The sequence below is a fragment of the Acinetobacter indicus genome (genome assembly GCF_009914475.1).
Taxonomy (GTDB): domain Bacteria; phylum Pseudomonadota; class Gammaproteobacteria; order Pseudomonadales; family Moraxellaceae; genus Acinetobacter; species Acinetobacter indicus.
On sequence record NZ_CP045198.1, the window covers coordinates 2,337,872 to 2,359,586 of the forward strand.

20 protein-coding genes and 1 pseudogene are annotated in these 21,715 nt (G+C 48.6%); 11 read left to right on the plus strand and 10 right to left on the minus strand.

Annotation, left to right across the window (positions count from 1 at the left end; genetic code table 11):
- Positions 1-55 precede the first annotated feature (55 nt).
- From puuE to GA693_RS11575, 5 genes are all read left to right on the plus strand, one after another.
- Positions 56-1,030, plus strand: coding sequence for an allantoinase PuuE (puuE, locus tag GA693_RS11555; RefSeq protein WP_016658728.1), 975 nt, complete (start codon positions 56-58; stop codon positions 1,028-1,030).
- Between the two features lie 124 nt (positions 1,031-1,154).
- A complete protein-coding gene (uraD, locus tag GA693_RS11560; protein WP_160240846.1) occupies positions 1,155-1,658 on the plus strand; it encodes a 2-oxo-4-hydroxy-4-carboxy-5-ureidoimidazoline decarboxylase in 504 nt (167 codons plus the stop codon).
- Entirely contained in the window at positions 1,655-1,981 is a 327-nt protein-coding gene (gene uraH, locus GA693_RS11565; protein ID WP_104491757.1) for a hydroxyisourate hydrolase, read from the plus strand. The genes uraD and uraH overlap by 4 nt, the downstream gene beginning before the upstream one ends.
- Before the next feature lie 101 nt (positions 1,982-2,082).
- Complete coding sequence (locus GA693_RS11570; RefSeq protein WP_160240844.1) at positions 2,083-2,817, plus strand: outer membrane protein OmpK; 735 nt, start codon at positions 2,083-2,085, stop codon at positions 2,815-2,817.
- A 99-nt stretch (positions 2,818-2,916) separates the two neighbouring features.
- Positions 2,917-3,456: a GNAT family N-acetyltransferase gene (locus GA693_RS11575; RefSeq protein ID WP_016658725.1), complete on the plus strand. Its 540-nt coding sequence runs from the start codon at positions 2,917-2,919 to the stop codon at positions 3,454-3,456.
- Positions 3,457-3,490: 34 nt separating this feature from the next.
- Here GA693_RS11575 and hpxO read toward each other — a convergent pair whose 3' ends face one another.
- Positions 3,491-4,648, minus strand: a complete 1,158-nt coding sequence (gene hpxO, locus GA693_RS11580; RefSeq protein ID WP_160240843.1) for an FAD-dependent urate hydroxylase HpxO — start codon at positions 4,646-4,648, stop codon at positions 3,491-3,493.
- Positions 4,649-4,860: 212 nt separating this feature from the next.
- Between hpxO and alc the strand changes: the two genes are divergently transcribed.
- Complete coding sequence (gene alc / locus GA693_RS11585; protein ID WP_127800379.1) at positions 4,861-5,868, plus strand: allantoicase; 1,008 nt, start codon at positions 4,861-4,863, stop codon at positions 5,866-5,868.
- Between the two features lie 104 nt (positions 5,869-5,972).
- Positions 5,973-6,482: an ureidoglycolate lyase gene (locus GA693_RS11590; RefSeq protein WP_016658722.1), complete on the plus strand. Its 510-nt coding sequence runs from the start codon at positions 5,973-5,975 to the stop codon at positions 6,480-6,482.
- Between the two features lie 22 nt (positions 6,483-6,504).
- Here GA693_RS11590 and GA693_RS11595 read toward each other — a convergent pair.
- Positions 6,505-7,567 (minus strand): annotated as a pseudogene (locus GA693_RS11595) (RNA-guided endonuclease InsQ/TnpB family protein).
- A 196-nt stretch (positions 7,568-7,763) separates the two neighbouring features.
- Between GA693_RS11595 and GA693_RS11600 the strand changes: the two are divergent.
- The 3 genes from GA693_RS11600 to GA693_RS11610 all read left to right on the plus strand — a co-directional run bounded on the left by GA693_RS11600 (position 7,764) and on the right by GA693_RS11610 (position 10,896).
- Complete coding sequence (locus tag GA693_RS11600; RefSeq protein ID WP_127801090.1) at positions 7,764-8,549, plus strand: sulfite exporter TauE/SafE family protein; 786 nt, start codon at positions 7,764-7,766, stop codon at positions 8,547-8,549.
- 109 nt (positions 8,550-8,658) lie between these two features.
- Complete coding sequence (locus GA693_RS11605; protein ID WP_005180862.1) at positions 8,659-10,074, plus strand: SLC13 family permease; 1,416 nt, start codon at positions 8,659-8,661, stop codon at positions 10,072-10,074.
- Positions 10,075-10,188: 114 nt separating this feature from the next.
- Complete coding sequence (locus GA693_RS11610; protein WP_005180864.1) at positions 10,189-10,896, plus strand: phospholipase D family protein; 708 nt, start codon at positions 10,189-10,191, stop codon at positions 10,894-10,896.
- A 151-nt stretch (positions 10,897-11,047) separates the two neighbouring features.
- Here the strand turns inward: GA693_RS11610 and urtE are convergent, their stop codons facing one another.
- The 7 genes from urtE to GA693_RS11645 all read right to left on the minus strand — a co-directional run bounded on the left by urtE (position 11,048) and on the right by GA693_RS11645 (position 19,525).
- Positions 11,048-11,746, minus strand: a complete 699-nt coding sequence (urtE, locus tag GA693_RS11615; protein WP_075168209.1) for an urea ABC transporter ATP-binding subunit UrtE — start codon at positions 11,744-11,746, stop codon at positions 11,048-11,050.
- Positions 11,747-11,756: 10 nt separating this feature from the next.
- Positions 11,757-12,575 carry an urea ABC transporter ATP-binding protein UrtD gene (gene urtD, locus GA693_RS11620; RefSeq protein ID WP_104488240.1) on the minus strand — a complete coding sequence of 273 codons (819 nt, stop codon included), beginning with the start codon at positions 12,573-12,575 and terminating at the stop codon, positions 11,757-11,759.
- Entirely contained in the window at positions 12,572-13,645 is a 1,074-nt protein-coding gene (gene urtC, locus GA693_RS11625) for an urea ABC transporter permease subunit UrtC (protein ID WP_016658716.1), read from the minus strand. Before urtC ends, urtD begins: the two co-directional genes overlap by 4 nt.
- Positions 13,646-13,649: 4 nt before the next feature.
- Positions 13,650-15,278: an urea ABC transporter permease subunit UrtB gene (gene urtB / locus GA693_RS11630; RefSeq protein ID WP_127800273.1), complete on the minus strand. Its 1,629-nt coding sequence runs from the start codon at positions 15,276-15,278 to the stop codon at positions 13,650-13,652.
- Between the two features lie 93 nt (positions 15,279-15,371).
- The gene (urtA, locus tag GA693_RS11635; protein ID WP_160240841.1) at positions 15,372-16,655 is read right to left on the minus strand and encodes an urea ABC transporter substrate-binding protein; all 1,284 of its coding nucleotides are present in this window, start codon (positions 16,653-16,655) and stop codon (positions 15,372-15,374) included.
- 390 nt (positions 16,656-17,045) lie between these two features.
- Positions 17,046-18,926 (minus strand): DNA topoisomerase IV subunit B, encoded by a 1,881-nt coding sequence (gene parE / locus GA693_RS11640; protein ID WP_005180875.1) that lies wholly within the window; start codon positions 18,924-18,926, stop codon positions 17,046-17,048.
- Between the two features lie 14 nt (positions 18,927-18,940).
- Positions 18,941-19,525, minus strand: a complete 585-nt coding sequence (locus GA693_RS11645) for a YqiA/YcfP family alpha/beta fold hydrolase (RefSeq protein ID WP_005180877.1) — start codon at positions 19,523-19,525, stop codon at positions 18,941-18,943.
- A gap of 244 nt (positions 19,526-19,769) precedes the next feature.
- Between GA693_RS11645 and GA693_RS11650 the strand changes: the two genes are divergently transcribed.
- Complete coding sequence (locus GA693_RS11650) at positions 19,770-21,101, plus strand: PGAP1-like alpha/beta domain-containing protein (RefSeq protein ID WP_075168204.1); 1,332 nt, start codon at positions 19,770-19,772, stop codon at positions 21,099-21,101.
- 69 nt (positions 21,102-21,170) lie between these two features.
- Here the strand turns inward: GA693_RS11650 and GA693_RS11655 are convergent, their stop codons facing one another.
- Positions 21,171-21,701, minus strand: coding sequence for a disulfide bond formation protein B (locus GA693_RS11655; protein ID WP_016658712.1), 531 nt, complete (start codon positions 21,699-21,701; stop codon positions 21,171-21,173).
- Positions 21,702-21,715 lie beyond the last annotated feature (14 nt).

Below are 21,715 nucleotides of genomic sequence, written 5' to 3' on the forward strand. Positions count from 1 at the left end.
AACTCAAAAATATGCAAGCAATATTTGATAAAAATTAGCAAAAGGATAACCTGTTGTGACAACTGCTTACTTGCGTGGCCAGGCACTGATTGACTCAATCCGCTCTGCCCCTTATTCACGTGATTTAATTGGCTATCATGGCCAGCCGCCGCATCCGCAGTGGCCGAATCAGGCACGTATTGCAGTGCAATTTGTGCTGAATTATGAGGAAGGCGGCGAAAATCATATTGAACATGGTGATGCCGGTTCTGAGCAGTTTTTATCTGAAATTGTCGGTGCGGCCAGCTTTCCGGCCAGACATATGTCGATGGATTCGATGTATGAATATGGCTCGCGGGCCGGTTTCTGGCGCATTCATCAGGAGTTTCAGCGACGCCAGTTACCGATGACCATTTTTGGGGTCGGTATGGCGCTGGCGCGGAACCCGTATGTGGTCGAGGCCATTCAGCAGGCCGACTATGATGTGGTGTCGCATGGGCAACGCTGGCTACATTATCAGAGCATGGACATGGCCACTGAACGCCAGCATATGGATCAGGCGATCAGTGTCTTAGAAACCCTGTTTGGTCATGCACCCATTGGCTGGTATACCGGCCGCGACAGCCCCAATACCCGCCAGTTACTGGCCGAATTCCCGCAAATTCAGTATGACTGTGATTATTATGGCGATGATTTACCGTTCTGGCAGACGCTGACCAATGCCCAGGGCCAGTCACGACCACATTTAATTATTCCCTATACCCTCGACAGCAATGATATGAAATTTGCCGCTGCAAGCGGCTTTAATAGCGGCGAGCAGTTTTATCAATACCTGAAAGATGCTTTTGATGTGCTCTATGCCGAAGGGGAAACTGCACCCAAAATGCTCTCGATTGGTATGCACTGCCGTCTTTTGGGGCGCCCGGGACGCTTTAAAGCCCTGCAATGCTTTTTAGACTACATTCAATCGCATCCACAGGTCTGGATTTGCCGCCGCGGTGATATTGCTGCGCATTGGTATCGCCATCACGCACCAGAACCCGTCAAATAAAGAAAACTCGCACCAGCCTTGTGCAGCTTTAGCCGTCTCAGTAAAAAATTGGCTTTTCACTGAAGTTTGGCACTGATATTGCACTTTTAGTGACAAAATTGAATGTAATGATGAGACCCTTACTGTGCAACTGGATCAATTTAATCAGGCCCCTGAAGCTGAGATTAGCCAATTCTTGCAGCAATGTGTATATATTCCGGCATGGGCAACTGGCATAACCCAACAACGGCCTTTTGAGAGTGTCGAGCAACTTTTAGAATTTGCCCGGCAGCAGGCCAGCCACTGGAGCTGGCCTGAGATTCAGGCCGCACTCGCAAACCATCCTCGAATTGGTGAGAAAAAGGCGCAGCAGCAACTCACAGCCCAAGAGCAGGCATTTTCTGCCCGGGAACAGGCCACCATCCAGCTCAATAGCGACACCCAGCAGGCACTTTTACAAGGTAATCTGGCCTATGAAAAAAAATTCGGGTTTATTTTTCTGATTAAAGCCTTTGGCTTGAGCAGTGAAGATATCCTACAAGCCCTGCAGTATCGTCTGCTGAATGATGCCGACACTGAACAGCGCATTGTGCAGCAGCAACTCTCAGACATTGCCTTACTACGTTTAAGCCAGGAGCTTCAGCCATGATCAGCACCCATATTTTAGATACCCATTTGGGTCAACCGGCTGCCGGCGTGAAAATCCGGCTGTTTAACCAGCAGCAACAGTTACTGGCCGAAGCCGAAACCAATGCCGATGGCCGGGTCACGGCCGCCGATTTTGCTTTGGCCGACTGTCCGGAAGGCTCATACAGTCTGGAGTTTTATACTGCGGCCTATTTTGAGCAAAAAGGCCTGGACAGCTTCTTTCCTAAAGTAGTGATTTACTTCCAGATTAAGGAGGCGACACAGCATTATCACATCCCGTTATTGATCAGTCCTTTTGCCTATTCGACCTATCGCGGCAGCTAAATTTGGTCGGAAAATTGCCAATAAAAAGTTAAATTTGGCTTTATTTTTGCTTAATAACCTGTATCCTTGACACGCTTTTTGGGGAAGACGAAGACACCGTTATGAAACTTACGCAACTTGCTGCACTTTGTGCATTCTCAACCGCTGCTGCCTTCACTCAGGCGAGTCCTATTGTATGGCAAGACTTTAGCTTGACTGGTCTTTATGGTGAAAACTACGAGTTAGGCACTGAAGACCGTACCACCTTAACTGCTGAATATGCAGCTAAACTGAAATATGCAGATGTATTCTTCTTTGTTGACCAGCAATGGGATGGCAACAATGATGATACAACTTACTTCGAATTGGCACCACGTTTAAGCCTAGGCGAAGTGACTGGTCAAAATCTGGCATTTGGTCCGGTGAAAGACCTGTTAGTCGCAACAACTTGGGAGCACAACGCAGGGCACGCTACAAACACTGAGTTCAACAACTTCTTATATGGTGTTGGCTTTGCTTTAGATATTCCATATACCCAATATGCGAACATCAACTTCTATCGTGCTGATAACGATATGACAGATGATGATTATCAAATGACCATCACCTATGCTGTACCATTTAAACTGGGCAATGAAGACTTCCTGGTTGATGCTTTCCTGGACTGGTCAACAGCTGAAGATACTCATGCCAGCGAATTAAACTGGACTTCTCAGTACAAATGGAATGTGGGTAAACACATTTCTCCAGAAACACGTTTATACGTGGGGGTTGAACACTCAGTATGGAACAACAAATATGGCCAGAAAGGCGCAGACCAGAATGATGTCAGCGCGCTGGTGAAATACCACTTCTAAGTCATTTACATGACATAAAAAAAGCAGGACTCCGGTCTTGCTTTTTTTATGTCCGCAGCGGCATGATAATGCGCTTATTCCTACCCTGATGTGCTACTTATGCGCTTTCATCTTCGTCCTGCCACCGAACACGATCTTGCTGCTATTCAGGCGATTTATAACCCGGAAGTGCTACAGCATGTAAACACCTGGAATGAACAGCCCTTTGATCTGGCACATTTCCAGCACTGGTTCCAGCAATTACAAAAACAGAATTTTCCGCTGCTGGTAGCCGAACATCTGGACACCGGACAAATTGCCGGCTATGCCGATTATTCCACCTTCCGCAGCATCAGCGGTTTTAAACATACAGTCGAACATTCGGTGTTTATTGACCGTCAATTCAGCCGGCAGGGTTTGGGCAAACAGTTGATGCAAGCCTTAATTCAACATGCGCAGGCGCATCAGGTTCATGTGATGGTGGCCGCCATTGACCATGACAATAGCGGTTCAATGGCCTTGCATCAGCAATTAGGTTTTCAGCATTGCGGCTATATGCCCCAAGTTGGAAAAAAATTTGGTCAATGGCGTGATCTGGTACTAATGCAACTCATTCTGGATCCAGCACCAGAGCAGACAGCATCAACACCAGCCGATTGACCTGTGTTGATTAAAGACACCTAGCACAGAAAATTTAATCCAGCGGATTACCGACTATATTGCTGATAATGCCTTTCATGATATGTGCCCCCTGCTCTTGGCGCAGTTCGGCATACCAGGCTTCCGTCACCTGCTGGTCTTTCATATGCGTAACATCACAGCGTTTACGCGCGCGCAGCACCAGCTCATTGGCGCGCTCATTACGTTTATTCTGGTAGCGGCTTAAGGCATCCTGCATACCCTGGGTATTAATTTGTAAGGCACGCGCCAGATAAATAGCATCTTCCATGGCCTGACAACCACCCTGCCCAATATCTGGCGTGGTGCTATGTGCGGCATCTCCCACTAGCACCACCCGGCCTTTATAAAAATTGGCGAAAGGCTCAATATCATGAATTTCCACGCGATTGGTGCGCTGTTCGTCAATTGAGTCTATCAGCTGCTGCACCTGCGGACACCAGCCCTGAAAATACTGTTTTAACAGTGTTTTATACTGGCTGCGGTCATTCTCCAGTCCGGCCGCTAGCGGCACATCAAAGAAAAAATAAAAACGCTGATCGGCCACCGGCATCAGGGAAGCGCGCTTGCCTTCCCCGACAAAGGTGGTCCACTGATTGGCCGGGGCCAGCTGTTCGGACACCTCCACCAGACCATTCCAGTTGACATAACCGGCATAACGGCGCGCGACGGTTTCATCCAGTACATAGGCGCGGGTTAAAGAGTGGGTACCATCGGCCCCGACCAGCAGTTCGGTTTGTAGCTGTGTGCCATCAGCAAAGCTGACCGTCACCTGCGAGCCATCTTCCTGTAACGCCACCATTTTCTTGCCTAAATAGATGTGCTCGCGACCAAATGCATCCATCAGCATATTTTGCAGTTCCGCGCGCGACACCGGATACGGACGCTGCCCGACTTCTTCAATTAACGGCGTCAGGCTGAACTGGGTCATCACATCACCGCTCAGGCCATCGACATAGGCCAGATGATCCATCTGCCCGCCCAGCTCGGCCACCTGCTCGGTCAGTCCGAGGTAATTCAGGCACTTCACCCCATTGGACCACAGGGAAATGGCCGCGCCCACCGGAAGAATCTGCTCAGCCTGTTCATAAATACGCACTTCATGGCCAAACTTTTTTAGTGCAATCCCTGTGGTTAATCCGCCAATACCTGCACCAATAATTGTAATTTTCATTTTTCCTCCCAAGGCTTGCCTGTCAAAACTGAACAGCTGAAGCGAAAAACGTGCCATTTCATGCTTAGCCTGGGTCGTATGGCCAGAAGTTGGCACAGGCTGTGCTTCTATCCGCACTAATAGGCCTGCTGTGCAAGCCGAATCTGGCGCCACTGCCTGATTTCGATGCACGGCCGTGCCTGCTGTGAATGAACAATAAATGGAAGAGAATTATGGCCACTTTAATTGCACCAACATTTGACCTACCGCCCCAGCTTCAAACACTAACCAACCTGGCAGATACCCGTATTGGTGCAAAAGTTATTGAATGTTCAGATGATTTTTTTGCCGATGCGCAGCGTATGCTGCAATTTGCAGCACCAGTATTTGTGGAAGATAAATTTGATGATCATGGCAAATGGATGGACGGCTGGGAAACCCGCCGCAAGCGCCATGCCGGTTATGACTGGGCCATTGTCCAGTTAGGTGTGGCTGGCAAAATTCAGGCGCTGGATATTGATACCACCTTTTTTAGCGGTAACTATCCCGCTTCAGCCAGTGTCGAAGCCTGCTATGCGCCGCAAGGTAATCTGGAGCAGGCCGAATGGCAGCCGCTTTTAGCCAACAGTATTTTGGGACCCAGCCAGCATCATCTGTTTGAAGTCAGCTCTGATGCGGTCTATACCCATGTGCGTCTGAATATTTTCCCCGATGGCGGTGTGGCACGTTTTCGCGTATATGGCGAGGTGAAAATTCAGACCACAGATCATCAGGGTACACTGGATTTACTGGCGCTTGAAAACGGCGGCCGGGTAATTGCCTATAGCGATGCCCACTTTGGCCATCCACGCAATCTGATTAATCCGGGTCGTAGCATCAATATGGGCGATGGCTGGGAAACCAAACGCCGCCGCACGCCCGGCTTTGACTGGTGTATTCTGGCTTTGGGACAGGCCGGCCAGATTGAAAAAATTGATATCGACACCGCCCATTTCAAGGGCAACTACCCGGCAGAAGTGTCGATTCAGGCCGTCTATATTGAAGATGCCACCGATCCGCAACTGATTCCACAAAGCATGTTCTGGCCATTTTTACTGGAGGCGCAGCCCATGCAGATGGACCATGTGCATTCCTTTATCGAGCAGATTTTAAAGCACGATAAAATCTCGCATATCCGGGTCAATATGATTCCCGACGGCGGCATCAGCCGGATTCGCCTCTGGGGCACACTGGTGGACTAACGCACCAGCGTCGCTGTTGGCCCACTCCACAGGCTGACAGCGACCTCCATCTCTACCAGTTGATGATGACCATAAAAATACCCGCCCTGGAACTCTCAAACAACATGAAAAATACCATTCAGATTCAAGCATTGACCCTGGACAATTTTGCCCCTTTTGGTGAAGTGATTAGCTGTCAGGGACATGACTATTTTCATATTAACCATGCCCAAACCGAGCGTTATCATGCGCTGGCCATGACGGAAATTCTTGGTGAAGCACAAGCAGGCATTAGTATTTTCCGCAATATCCAGAGTACCCAAATACCGTTTCAGGTAGCAATGCTGGAGCGCCATCCTCAAGGCTCGCAGGCTTTTATTCCGATGCAGGGGCAAGCGTTTTTGGTGGTGGTGGCACCGGGTTTAAATACAGATGAGCCGGACATCAGCCAGCTTCAAGCATTTATTAGCGATGGTTCACAAGGCGTGAATTACCGCGCCGGGACCTGGCATCATCCCCTGCTGACACTGGAGGCACCCAGCGATTTTGCCGTGATTGACCGGATTGGCTCTGGTCCCAACTGCGATGTATATGAATTCAACTCACCCATCCAGATTGTTTCTGCCCAGATTTAATTCTCCATTTGGTTTGACATCCTCACCCACCTGAAAGGAGGGTGATTCCTACTGCTAGACGCTTATGCCCAAGCGCAAGTATGTTCTTGGTGGAGTTTAAATCGCGTTGATTTACACTTCCGCATTCACATTCCCATACTCTTATTCGCAAATCTATCTTTCGGACTGCTTGCGGTGATTGCACCGCAGCTCGAACAGGTTTGGGTTGTGAATCTCTCGTTGACTTCCTCAAACATGACCCCTGCGTTCTCGCATTTATACTTGAGCATGGTTTTGAGTGCTGAAAATCCTGTATCTAAAACAGATTTCGCCATTTTAGTTTTTACAAGTTTGTTCGCACTTAGATCACCAACGACAATCAGTGCATTGTCTTTCACCAGCTGGGTGCTAGCCTTGTGCAAATGGTCTTTACGACAGTTTGCAATCTTGGCGTGTAATGCACGGACACGCTTTTTATTTCTCGCTCTCTGAGCAATCCCTAATTTCTGTTCATATTGATGGTAGAACTTGGGATTGGAAATGATCGTACCATCTGAACAAGTAGCAATATCTTTTAAGCCTAGATCAATGCCCACGGCTTTTGTGGCGGTAGGTTTGTCTTGTTTGGGTGAATCAACCACTAAGCAGACATACCAACGTCCACGACTATCCTCTACAAATGAACCTGTTTGAATGCTGTATTTCGATAGTCCGTAACTATCCCATAGCTTGAATTGATGCTTGCCATACTGAACGTATCCATCGGCGTATTTAATAGCGACCTTTTTAAAGGGTATCCAACCTAGTGATCTTCTTGCTGATTTGTTATTACTGACACGTCATCTCAATTTTGATTTTTTGAACTGTTTTCTGCGAGTGACCAATTCTTCTGTTACAGCCTGAATGGTTTGGCTATGAAGATTACATTCCTTTGATGCGCCTTTCGTATATTTAGCAATATCATATGCTGAAAAGAATTGTTATTTGCGCTGTAGGTGTTTGAAACACAAATCATTGACATAGTTCCAGACAAAATTAACTTCAGATGCCAATTGGTCTAGCACCTTTGTGTGACTGTTTTTTATGCGTAATTTAAGTGTTTTCATGGGCTTATATTAGCTCATATTAGGCTTAATATATTGTTTTTTAGCAATTAAACGACATTTCATGTCGTGTCGCTTATATCTCTGACTGAAAGACAGAGGTTTACGCTCCATTTGATAAAAAATAAGCCAGCTTGCCCTTTACAAGCCCAGTATGTGCATGTTTTAGTCAGTACTCTGCCAGTCCGTTGAAATACGCATGTCTAAAGCCGACCTGATGGTTCTGATCTTTTGTGTCATTGCTGCCCTGTTACACGGGATCAGCGGCTTCGGCTTTCCTATGGTCAGTACCGCGGCCATCTCCACCTTGTACCCGCTGTCGACCACGGTAGCCTTTGTACTATTACCCTGCCTGATCCTGAATCTGTTTTTACTCAATAGCGACCCCGAACGCAGCTTTCCTCAGGCGCTGCGCTATTATTCCGGTCAATATTGGGGCCTGATTATCAGCAGTCTGATCGGAAGTGTATTCGGTGTGCAGTTACTGCTACATCTAAATGATGGCTATCTCAAACTGCTGATGGGGCTGTTTATTTTATGGTATGTGCTGGATCAGTTTCGCAGCCAGCCCCTGCGCATTCAGGCCAGTCTGAAAAACATGCTGCTGTTTGGTCTGCTGGCCGGTGTGATCGGCGGAGCCACCAATGCCATGGCACCCTTTCTGATGATGTACCTGCTGAGTACCGAACACAGCAAAACCGAAATTGTGCTGATCAGCAACTTGAATTTTGCGGTCAGTAAACTGATTCAGCTGCTGCTGCTTTACCCGGTGATGCTGCAATTTAAATCTGAACAATGGTCCTTACTGGGCTTATTAACCGTGGTGTCGCTGCTCGGGGTCTGGGCGGGCGGCCAGTTACGTGCCCATATTTCCCAGCAGAAATTTCGCTGGCTGATTCTCAGCTTACTGGCCGTGCTCGGCGGCTCAGCCCTGTGGCAAGCTGTGCAACTCCTCAGTCAGAACCCGCATTTTTTTGTGGTTTAATCTTCACTTAGCTGCAAAATAATCAATTTATACTTTGCCTCCCTGCTTGAAAAATATTAAATAATAGGCCGATTACTCTAATTCCTATAAATCTATAAAAGGATCGTATATGAATACAGATACGTTAAAACCACCGGTCGAGGCCGCGCCGAAAGGCATTGTCAAAGGCTGGATTATTATTGTCATTGCCGCCCTGCTTTCTTGGGGCTTTTACCATATTTTGCCCTATGATGATTATGCCAATAAAGGCCTGAGCCTGCTGCTGTTTATCGGGATTTTATGGCTGACTGAAGCGGTGCATATCACCATTACCGCGCTGCTGGTGCCGGTGCTGGCCGTAGCGCTTGGCATGCCGATTGAAAATGCCAGCAAAGAACTGGTACCGATGACCACCACGCAGGCGCTGCGGACTTTTGCTGACCCGGTCATTTTCCTGTTCTTTGGTGGTTTTGCCTTGGCCACTGCCCTACATATCCAGAAACTGGACCGTAAAATTGCGATGTGGATTATTTCCATGTCTGGCGGGCATTTGGGGATTTCAGTGCTGGCCATTTTTGCCGTCACAGCTGCACTGTCGATGTGGATTTCCAATACCGCCACCGCAGCGATGATGCTCCCGCTGGCTTTGGGTCTGCTGTCGCACCTAGATTCAACCAAAGAGCGCTCTACCTTCGTCTTTATTCTTCTCGGGATTGCCTATTCGGCCAGTATTGGCGGCCTGGGAACGCTGGTCGGTTCACCACCGAATGCGATTGCTGCCAAAGCACTGGACTATGACTTCGCCGACTGGATGAAAATCGGTTTGCCGATGATGCTGATTTTACTGCCAGCCATGTTGGTCAGTTTATATCTGGTGTTGCGTCCGAAACTGAACCAGAAAATTCATTTTGAAACAGAAGTAATTCCATGGAACCGAACCCGTATCGCGACCATGATTCTGTTTATCTGTACCGCGATTGCCTGGATTTTTGGCAAAAAACTCAGCGAGAACTTTGGTATTTCATCTCCGGATACCTGGACCGCGCTGGTCGCCGCCTGTCTGGTGGTGATTTTAGGCACAGCTACCTGGAAACAGGTTTCTGAAAACACCGACTGGGGTGTATTACTGCTGTTCGGTGGTGGTTTAACCTTAAGTGCGATGTTAAAAGATTCAGGTGCATCGCTGGTACTGGGTCAAACCGTTGCGGATGTATTTGGTACGGCATCACCGCTGGTAATTATTTTTGTGGTGACCATTTTCATTATTTTCCTGACTGAATTTACCAGTAACACCGCTTCTGCTGCACTGTTGGTACCGGTCTTTGCCGCCATTGCCGACCAGATGGGTATGCCAAAAGAAATTCTGGTGATTATTATTGGTATTGGTGCATCGTGTGCCTTTATGTTGCCTGTAGCAACACCGCCAAATGCAATTGTGTTTGGGTCCGGTCATATCAGACAGCGTGAAATGATGAGTGTCGGGATAGTATTAAACATCCTGTGTACCTTCATTATTGCGCTGTTCGTATACTGGTTCTTTAGCTAAACGCTCAGCATCCATCTAAAAGAGCACTGATTTCAGTGCTCTTTTTTTTGTTTAATTTTTACCTATACTTAGACTATGATCTAAGCCATCAATAAGAATGACACGGGGATTTTTATGGCCAAGTTTTTAAACACCAGTGCAACCAACTTTTTTCTAGAAGAACTGATTAAGAATGCCAAAGAGCGTTTAATTCTGATTAGCCCCTATTTACGCCTCAATGACCGGATTAAAGAATTACTCGAAGATAAAGATCGGCTCAAAATTGACATCCGTATTGTGTATGGCAAAAGCGACCTGCATCCAGAGGAAATTAAGTGGCTGCAAAAACTGGATTATGTCCGCTTAAGCTTCTGCAAGAACCTGCATGCAAAATGCTATCTGAATGAATCGGAATGTATTATTTCCAGCCTGAATTTATATGAATTCAGCCAGATTAATAACAATGAAATGGGAATTCTGGTTCGCAAATACGAAGATGATGAAGTATTTAAAGATGCCTATGAAGAAGCGCAGCGCATTATTCGGATTAGTGATGAAGTCCGGATTAGCCTCGATGAAGTGAAAGCAGATGCTGTGGTGGCCGAAGCAGAGCGTGGCGAAGAAAGCTCGACACTGACCAAACTCACCACTTCCAAACTTGCTGCAAAACATAAGCTGAAAACCGCAGATATACTGGAGAAATTAACCACAAAAGGCTTCCTGACCTTAAACGAAAATGGCAAACACTTTTTAACTGAACAGGGTAAAAGTAGTGGGGGTGAGTTCAGATCCAGTCAGTATGGCGGGTATTTTTTATGGAATGAAAATACGGAAATTGAATGACAATTTCCCTCTCCTTTTCGGAGACAGGGAGAGGTGAAATTAAAGCCTCCAAACCTCCCTTCTTGCGCTGCAAGATCAAGCCGTGCTGATCTCTTGCTCAGGGAGGCTTTGACTTGTTAAATCCCTCCAACCTCCCTTTGAGAGAGGGAAATTAAATCGCTACTAACTCCCGAATCCCTTTCTCCGGCATTTCCCTGCCGGCACCTTGTGCAATCACCTGGCCACGCGCCATCACGGTATAGCCATCGGCCAGCTCTTCGGCAAAATCATAGAACTGTTCGACCAGCACAATTGCCATTTCGCCACTATCAGCCAGTTTACGAATCACCCGGCCAATATCTTTAATAATCGAGGGCTGAATACCCTCGGTTGGCTCATCCAGAATTAATACCTTCGGTTCAGAAGCCAGCGCGCGAGCAATTGCCAGTTGCTGCTGCTGACCACCGGATAAATCTCCACCGCGGCGCTGCTTCATTTCATCCAGAACCGGAAAAATCTCGTACAGATGTTCCGGTACTTTTCGCGTTTTTGCGCCTTTAAATTTCGCCATCCCAATCAGGATATTTTCCTCAACTGTTAAGGTCGAAAAAATATCGCGGCCTTGTGGCACATAGGCCAAACCTTCACGCACGCGCTGCTCCGGACTAAGCCTGGAAATATCTTTGCCATCCAGCAGAATCTGCCCGGACTTAATCGGCAAAATGCCCATCAAACATTTCAGTAACGTGGTTTTGCCCACGCCGTTACGCCCCAGCACCACTGAACATGCGCCGACCGGAGCCTGAAACGATACATCACGCAGGATATGACTGCCCCCATAAAACTGATTGACGTCTTTGACTTCTAGCATCGCGGTCTCCTTAACGTCCTAAATATTTTTCAATCACATCGTCATTGGCCTGAACTTCAGCCAATGTCCCCTCTGCCAGAATGGCACCCTGTGCCAGCACCGTGACTTTTTCACTGATGGTGTCAATAAAGCTCATATCATGCTCAACCACAATCAAGGTATGATTTTTCTTCAGTTCCAGACACAGCTCCGCGGTGCGTTCAGTTTCGGCATCGGTCATACCGGCCACCGGTTCATCCAGCAAAATCAGCTTGGGGCGCTGCATCAAGAGCATGCCAATTTCCAGCCACTGCTTTTGGCCATGCGACAGCAATCCGGCCGGTTTATGCACCAATTCCTGTAAGCGGATTTGTGCTAGCGATTCTTCCAGTGCCTGTTGGGCATCGGGATCGAGCTTGCTAAATAGGCTTTTTTTTACCCGTTTATCTTTCGGGGCGGCAAGCAGCAGGTTTTCTATGACAGTAAAATTTTCAAATACTGTGGGTTTCTGGAACTTGCGTCCAATTCCGGCCTCGGCAATCTGTTCGGTGCTCATCTTGGCTAAATCATAGGTCTGGCCAAAAAAGGCACTGCCTTCGGTGGGACGGGTTTTACCGGTAATCACATCCATTAACGTGGTTTTGCCGGCACCATTGGGTCCAATGATGCAACGTAATTCCCCTTCTTCGATATACAAAGACAAGTCGTTTAAGGCACGAAAGGCATCAAACCAGACACTGACTTTTTCCAAATACAGTGCAATACCGTGGCTAAAATCTGCGCCCTGTTCCTTGGGGCGGCCATAACCTTCAGCAGCATGGCCACCATGAGCTTGCAACAGTTCACTCATTCGCTCCGCTCCTTTTTAAAACGGTCAAACAGACCAATAATCCCTTTCGGCAGGAAGATGGTCACCACAATAAACAGCGCCCCTAAAATCAGTAACCACGCCTCTGGGGAAGCAGCGGTGAAATAGGTTTTGGCCGCGTTAATCACACCCGCGCCGAGCAAAGGCCCAATTAAGGTGCCACGACCACCCGCTGCGACCCAGACCGCCATTTCAATTGAGTTGACCGGGTTCATTTCACTCGGGTTGATGATGCCGGCCTGTGGCACATACAGCGCCCCGGCAATACCCGCGATCACCGCAGACAGTACCCAGGCCGACAGCTTGTACCACAGCGTGCGATAGCCCAGATATTGCAGACGGTTTTCACTGTCACGAATCGCACCCAGCACACGACCATAAGGCTGATTCATCAGATGACGCAGCCCGATAAAGCACAGCAGCAGCACCAGCGCGGTGATAAAACACAGGCTGGCCCGCATCGGTGCCGAGGTAATATCCATGCCCAAAATAGTTTTAAAGCCGGTAAAACCATTGTTGCCGCCGAAACCGGTTTCATTACGGAAAAACAGTAGTGCGGCAGCAAAGGTCATGGCCTGGGTGATAATCGAGAAATACACGCCCTTGATTTTGGAGCGAAAAGCAAAGAAGCCAAACACAAAGGCAATGATGCCCGGCACTAAAACAACAAGTGCAAGCGACCAGAGGAAATGTTCCGTACCAACCCAGAACCACGGCAACTCGGTCCAGCTTAAGAAACGCATAAAGTCTGGCAGCCCATCACCCGCGGATTGGCGCATCAGGTACATGCCAAACGCATAACCGCCCAGAGCAAAGTACAGGCCATGACCCAAACTTAAAATACCGGCATAGCCCCAGACCAGATCCAAGGCCAAAGCCACCAGTGCCAGACACATGATTTTGCCAATCAGGGTGACCCAATAAGCCGACAGATGCAGTGCCGAATCACTCGGCAACAGATGCAGCCACGGCAACAGCAGTAAAATCGCAAAACAGGCGGCAATGGCTGCCCCGCTATAGGGTTTATCGGAAAGTAAATGTGTGATCTTCATGCGCTTACTCCACAAAACGGCCTTTGATGGCAAACAGACCTTGTGGGCGTTTTTGAATAAACAAAATCACAAGAACCAGAAGAATAATTTTGGCCAGTACAGCGCCCATGCCAATTTCCAGCGCAGTCCCGCTAATACCCAGACCCAGTGCTGCCAGTACCGCACCCCAGACCTGACCAACCCCGCCAACTACCACCACCAAAAAGGCATCAATAATGTAGTTCTGCCCCAAATCCGGGCCGACATTTCCGACCTGCGCCAAGGCACAACCGGCCAGTCCGGCCAGTCCTGAACCCAGACCAAAAGCCATCATGTCGATGCGGCTGGAACGAATTCCGACGGCACGTGCCATCTGACGGTTTTGGGTTACAGCCCGCACAAACAGACCAAAACGGGTTTTATTGAGTAAATAGACCAGTAACAACAGCACGGCGATGGTAAAGACAATAATTGCGATACGGTTATACGGCAGCATCAGGCTTGGGCTAATGGAAATGCCGCCAGACAGCCAGGCAATATTGGACACCTCCACGTTTTGTGCGCCAAAGATCATCCGCACCAATTGCATTAAAATCAGACTCACCCCAAAGGTGGCCAACAGGGTTTCCAGCTGACGGCCATAGAGCGGACGAATTACCGTGCGTTCAATCAGCATGCCAATTAAAGCGCTGACCAGAAAGGCTGCCGGAATCGCCACGATCAGGTACCAGTCCAGATAACTGCCAAAATGGCTTTTAAACAGGCTTTGCACCACATAGGTGGTATAAGCGCCAATCATGATCAGCTCGCCATGCGCCATATTGATGACTCCGAGCAGACCATAGGTGATGGCCAGTCCTAACGCCGCCAGCAGCAAAATACTGGCGGTACTGAGCCCGGAAAATAGATGGCCGGCCCATTCACTGGCCTGTAAGCGGGTCTGAATGGCGCTTTTGGCCTCCAGCAACACGGCTTTCAGTTCCGGATTCAGATTCGGCTGTTGCAGCTCCTGCTCCACCATGGCCAGTACATCGGGACGGTTGGAATCGGCCAGTACCTGGGCGGCCTGAATTTTCACCAGCACATCTGGCTGCTGATAATCCAGCCGTGCTTTGAGCTGGGCCAGACGCGCCTTCACCTTATTATTCCGTTCCTGTAAATACAGGCGATTGATCTGCGCCAGCTGTAATTCAGACAGATTGCTTTCATAAATATCGACAGCTTCAAGGCGCTCAGCCGCATCTTCTGACTGCATTTTTGAATGCGCCAGCGCAAAGGTCAGCGCTTTCTGCAAGGTATTCACCAGCGTGACCTGCGCCAGATCACTTGGCCAGTCGCTAACCGGCTCCAGTGCCGGATAATGCAGTAAACGCTCATCCGATTCCAGAATATAGGTTTGACCATTGGCGCCGCTATAGAGCTGCTGCTGTTCAACATATTGTGCAAGCTGATCCAGCTGTTCGAGGCTGCCGGGCCACTGGTTCAGTAAGGCACGGCGGCTGGCGAAATCACCTTGCACAAATTGCTGGATGGCATCGGCCTGTGTCACAGCAACGGCTGTCTGTGTTTGCGGCTGTTCGGCCTGAGCCAGCTGTATCGATAAAACTTGGGCAAAAATCAGAAAAATAGCGGCGATATTCACGCGAATATTCATTTTATATCCCCCTATTGTGTGTCCTCTTTTTTATAAGAAGGCAGAGAAATCGAAAAAAAACCTGCTGCCGAAGCAGCAGGCGTGATGTCAAACTTACTTCGGAAGATAAGGACTCCAAGGTTCTGCCTGCAGGGTTTGCGGGGTTTTATAGACAATATCAAACTGGCCATCGGCACGGATTTGCCCGATCATGACCGGCTTATGCAAGTGATGGTTTGACGTATCCATTTTTAAGGTATAACCAGAGGGTGCTTTAAATTCCTGACCAGCCATGGCTGCACGGACTTGATCCACCTCGGTAGTGCCGGCTTTTTCTACCGCCTGCTTCCACATATTGATGCCGACATAGGTCGCTTCCATCGGGTCATTGGTCACCAGCTTGTTGGCATTTGGCAGTTTATAATCGACTGCGTACTGCTTCATTTTGTTGGTGAACTCGGTATTGACCGGATTTTTTACCGACATAAAGTAGTTCCACGATGCCAAGTGGCCGACCAGTGGCTTGGTATCAATACCGCGTAATTCTTCTTCACCCACCGAGAACGCCATCACCGGAATATCAGAAGCTTTGATGCCCTGATTGCCCAGTTCACGGTAGAACGGCACATTGGAATCGCCATTGATGGTGGAAATGACCGCAGTCTTTTTCCCAGCCGAGAATTTTTTAATATTGCTGACAATGGTCTGATAGTTGCTGTGCCCAAACGGGGTGTACTCTTCCATAATGTCGGCATCGGCAATGCCTTTTGATTTCAGGAAAGCGCGCAGAATCTGGTTAGTGGTCCGTGGATAGACATAATCCGTTCCTAGCAGCACAAAACGTTCGGCCTGACCGCCCTCTTCACTCATCAGATATTCCACTGCTGGAATCGCTTGCTGGTTAGGTGCTGCGCCGGTATAGAAAATATTTTTCGACTGTTCCTGACCCTCATATTGCACCGGATAGAACAGCAGACCATTCAGCTCTTCCACCACCGGCAGTACCGATTTACGTGATACTGAAGTCCACGCACCAAAAATGACCGCAACCTTATCCTGAGTAATCAGCTGGCGCGCCTGTTCCGCAAACAGTGGCCAATCAGAGGCCGGATCAACCACCACCGGTTCCAGCTTTTTGCCCAGCACCCCGCCATTGGCATTAATTTCATTGATTGCCATTAGCGCGGTATCTTTTAGCGAGGTTTCTGAAATGGCCATGGTGCCGGACAAGGAATGCAGGATGCCGACTTTAATGGTCTCACCGGTGCTGGCCGCTGGCTGGGCTGTGCTGGCACTGTCGCTACTTTCGGTCGATTTTGAGCAGCCGCTGAGCGCCACAACCCCGGCCATGCTGGCCACTAACATACTTTTTGAAAACAGATTGCGCTGGAACTTCATGAATTTCTCCACACTTATGCAGCACCTGAACACAGTGCCTGTTGTTCTATGACTGCAGCGGATAATTCAATTTCTATGCCAAACGCAAAACTGACAGGCAGATCTAGACGGGACAAGTAAGATTTAAATCATAAAAATTAGTTACTTATATTAATATAAAAAATGAAGCATAGCCCTTCAGCTACGCTGCACTGATCAGCACCACATACACCCAAGCAGAGTGCGCTCTAGAGTTTTTAGAGATATTGAAGGCTAAGGAGGCGCAAAAGTGAACAAAAAAAGTGCAACCCTATCCAGCCGGATTGCCTCATTTTGGAGAAAAAATCAGCGACATAAAAAAACCTGCACCAAGACGGGCAGGTTTTCTAAAATGATGAAAGTTTTAAGGTTTTAAACCACCAGATCAGCCAGATTGCCTTTTTGCTCTAGCCACTGCTTCCGGTCTGCGGAGCGTTTTTTGGCCAGCAGTTTATCCAGCAAACCGGCAGTGACATGAATATCATCCAGATCCAGTTGCACCAGACGGCGTGTATCCGGGTCCATGGTGGTTTCACGCAGCTGGCTGGCGTTCATTTCACCCAAGCCTTTAAAGCGGGTGATTTGCGGATTTTTGCTTTTGCATTTATTTAAAATGCCGTTGAGCTCATCTTCATCCAGTGCGTAATGTACATCTTTATTGTCATCAATCCGGAATAATGGCGGCATGGCCACAAATAAATGCCCTTCTTCTACCAAAGCCGGGAAATGTTTGACAAAAAGCGCACAGAGCAAGGTGGCAATATGCAGACCATCGGAGTCGGCATCGGCCAGAATACAGATTTTGCCATAACGCAGTTCAGACAAGTCATCTGAACCCGGATCAACCCCAATCGCAATGGCAATATCATGCACTTCCTGAGAGCCCAGCACCTCATCAGAAGACACTTCCCAGGTATTTAAAATTTTACCGCGAATCGGCATGATGGCCTGGAAATTCTTGTCACGTGCCTGCTTGGCCGAACCGCCCGCAGAATCCCCTTCGACAATAAACAGTTCCGATTCTTCACGGGTCAGACCGACACAGTCGGCCAGCTTGCCTGGCAGAGCCGGACCCGACACAATCTTTTTACGCTCGACTTTTTTGGCTGCTTTTAAACGGCGACCGGCCTTGGAGATGGCCATTTCTGCCAGTTGCAGCGCTATATCTGAATTCTGATGCAGCCATAAGGCAAAGGCATCTTTGGCAATATTCTGCACAATTCCGGACGCTTCACGGCTCGACAGACGCTCTTTGGTCTGACCGGAGAATTGTGGCTCCTGGAATTTTAGCGACAGGATATAGTTCACTCCATCCCAGACATCTTCGGCCGAGAGTTTCAAGTTACGCGGCAACAGGTTACGCAGCTCACAGAACTCGCGCATGGCATCGGTGATACCGGAACGCAAACCATTGACATGGGTACCGCCCTGCGCGGTCGGAATCAGGTTGACGTAAGATTCCTGAATGCTTTCACCGCCTTCAACATTCCAGCAAATCGCAAACTCTGCGCTGGCGCGTTCTGCATTGCCTGAAGAGACAAAGGCCGGCGCCGGAATAATCTCGCGGTCTTCCAGTTCATCCATTAAATAATCGACCAGGCCATTTTCAAACTGCCAGGTGATTTTTTCATCATTAATCTGGTCGATATAATTGATTTGCAGGCCAGCCGCCAAAACCGCTTTGGCTTTTAAATTATGTTTTAAGGCTTTTAAGGCAAATTTTGGCGAATCGAAATATTTGGCTTCCGGCCAGAAACGCACCAAGGTGCCTGACGCACGTTTTGGTGCTTTGCCTTCCAGCACTTCTAGTGGTCCAGTGGCTTCGCCCTGCTCAAAAGCCATTTTGTAGAGATTGCCCTGACGCTGTACATCCACTTCTACCCGGGTCGACAAGGCATTCACCACAGAAATCCCGACCCCGTGCAAACCACCGGAAAACTGGTAGTTATCGGTACTGAACTTGCCGCCGGCATGCAGCTTGGTCAAAATAATTTCAATTCCGCTCTGGCCATATTCCGGGTGAATATCCACCGGCATCCCGCGGCCATTGTCTTCTACTGCCAGCGAGCCATCTTTATACACGGTCACGCTAACTTTGGTGGCATGTCCAGCCAGTGCCTCATCGACAGCATTATCAATCACTTCCTGCGCCAAATGGTTCGGACGCGAGGTGTCGGTATACATACCCGGACGGCGACGGACCGGATCGAGACCAGATAAAACTTCAAGAGATTGAGCCGTATATTGAGACACGTTGTACTGTTTCCTTATTTTAGGGAATCCGATAAAAACTGCAGCAGCATAGGTATTTTTAGCGCAAAGTTGTCCATCCCATGATTGCCGCGGGTTTCGGTCATGATCAGAGAGCTATGCTGGGCCTGGCTATAATAACGCTGTGCGTCACGATAATCCAAAACTTCATCGCCTTGCTGCAATAACACTAAAATTTTGTCTGCCTTTTCAACAAAAGGCACTGCCATCTGTTCCAGTTGCTGTAAATGTAGCCGCTCCAGCGTCCAGTGTTCATGCACTTTCAGCGGAATTTGTGCATCGCCAAACAGTTCCTGAAACAACTGCCATGGTCGCATAGCCGGATTAATCAGCACAGCCGGAACCGCATAGCGTGCGACCAGTTGTGTCGCATAGAAGCCACCCAGACTGCTGCCGACCAGCGCTACCTGATCCAGCTGCTCAATCAGTGCAGATAAGTGCTGCATTACCTCGCGTGGCGGCGCATTCAGATCGGGCAGATGCACCTGAATGTCACTCCGCTGTGCCAGCGCTTGCCGCAACAGCTGGCCTTTGGCAGAAAAGGGATTGCTCCTGAAACCATGCAAATAAATTAAATTCATTGTGCTAATCGGATGTTATCCATGTTCATTGTTGTATTTACTTTTTTGAGACTTTGATCACATTCATGTTTTAATTTGTATGTCACAAATAATTGTTAGACAAAAAAATTAAAACTGGGGCGTCATCCTCGCTATTGTAAAAGTTGTTCGGGATGAATGATATAAAATTAAGCTTAGAAATTTATACCGTGAAGCCAACGAAAAAGAAAGTAGCCGCGACACTATTGTTAGGGGGCAGTAGCACATGCCAAGTTTAACACCATTGCATGAAACTTATTGTAAATGGGACACCACACCGCCCAGCCAGGCCGATTTACTGGAAGGTCTGGCGCAGCTGTTGAGTATGCCGGTGCATCAGGTGGTCAAAGAGCTGGTGCAGACCATTCAGCGTGAGGTCTTGCTGAGCCTGTTTGGCATGAGTGAACAGCACTCCCGAAAATTCCAGAATATGTCGCCCATTCGCAAGCTGTACAGCCTGTCCTTTGATACGCTGCAAAACTATAGCAACTACCTGCTGGCGCCCAGTCTGCGTCAGGTAATTGATCGTTTTCCGCGCCTGCATGACAAGCCGCTGACACCGTATATGCATGTGCTGGTCGGTATTTTAAATGGGGTGCTGGGTGATTATTTGCTGAATCAGCAAAATCCGCTGGCACTGCCAATGACCATTTATGACCACTACGGCAGTGTGCAAAAAGGCGAGCTGACCGGACAGGTGATTCTGTTTGTGCATGGCCTGTGTATGAACCATCTGGACTGGTCACATCAGCAATATGGTGGTATTGGCGAAAAACTGCTGGCACAGCGCCAGCGCAACACCATGCTGTATTTAAATTACAATACCGGACGGCGTATTTCCGCCAATGGTCACAGTCTGGCCAATACCCTGGAAGATCTGATTCAGCGCAATCCGAATATCACCAGCATCAGCCTGATTGGACATAGCATGGGCGGACTGGTGTCGCGCAGTGCCCTGTTTTATGGCAAACAGGATTTGCATGAGTGGATTCATATGGTCGATAACCTGGTCTGTCTGGGTTCGCCACACCATGGTGCAGCGCTGGAGCGTTTCGGCTTTCACTTGCAGGACAAACTGGGGCGTTTCCCGTTTATGAAAATTGTCGGGCATGTGGTGAATATCCGCAGTAACGGTATTCTGGATTTACGCTATGGCAGCGTGCGCGATGATGACTGGGAACACAATGAAGCGCGAATTGGTGAAATTGATGATAACCGCAAACCGGCGCCCTTCCCGTCCCATATTAATGCCTTTTTGGTGGCCGGCACCATTGAATATGAAAACAAGCGCAACCGCACCCGCAAAGTAATTGGCGATTATCTGGTCAGTGTCAAAAGTGCACTGGGTGAACATCCGAACCCGCGTTTTCAGCTAAAACTGCCGGAATCGCATAAGGCGGTGTTTTATGGTCTGAATCATATGGAAATTCAGTACCATTCCAGCGTCGCCGAGCAGATTGTGAAATGGTTTTATCCGGAAAATGATGACCGGGTCAATGAACAGGTGCGTGAATATATTGTCAATTTAGAGAGTATTGAAGGCATTGCCCTGACTTAAAATATTATGCGCTAAAATTAAAACAGGAGGGCCATCGCCCTCCTGTTTGTTATTGATCTGGAGACAATATTATTTCTTTTTTACCGGCTTGGTTTTGGCCGCAGTATAGGGATAGGTACGGATTAACTGCCAGATACTAATAATCGTTAGCACAATAAAGAACACTAACGACCAGACCGGCAAGGATTGGCCCAGAAAAGTCCAGTCAATCACTGCACATTCACCAGACCCAGACAGCACCTGTTGCAGTACGGCTTTCATTGGCAAGGCATCAACCAGATAATCCAGTCCCGGGCCACAGCTTGGTACCTGATCTGGCGGCAGGTTTTGCAGCCAGACATGCCGCGCGGCAACACCGGCCGACCATAAAATGCTTAAGCTGCCCAAAAAGGCATACAGCCGTTTAAACGCCCCCGAAAGCGGGTTGTGAAGCAGCGCGATCAGGGAAATGATCCCCAGACCAATCAGGCCGACACGCTGGAAAACACATAATGGACACGGCGCCAGACCTTGCACATGCTCAAGATACAGGGCGAAGGCCATCCCCACCACACTGGCACAAAACAAAACACCACTCACGAAGCGATAACTCCATTGCATGGTCAATCCTCTTT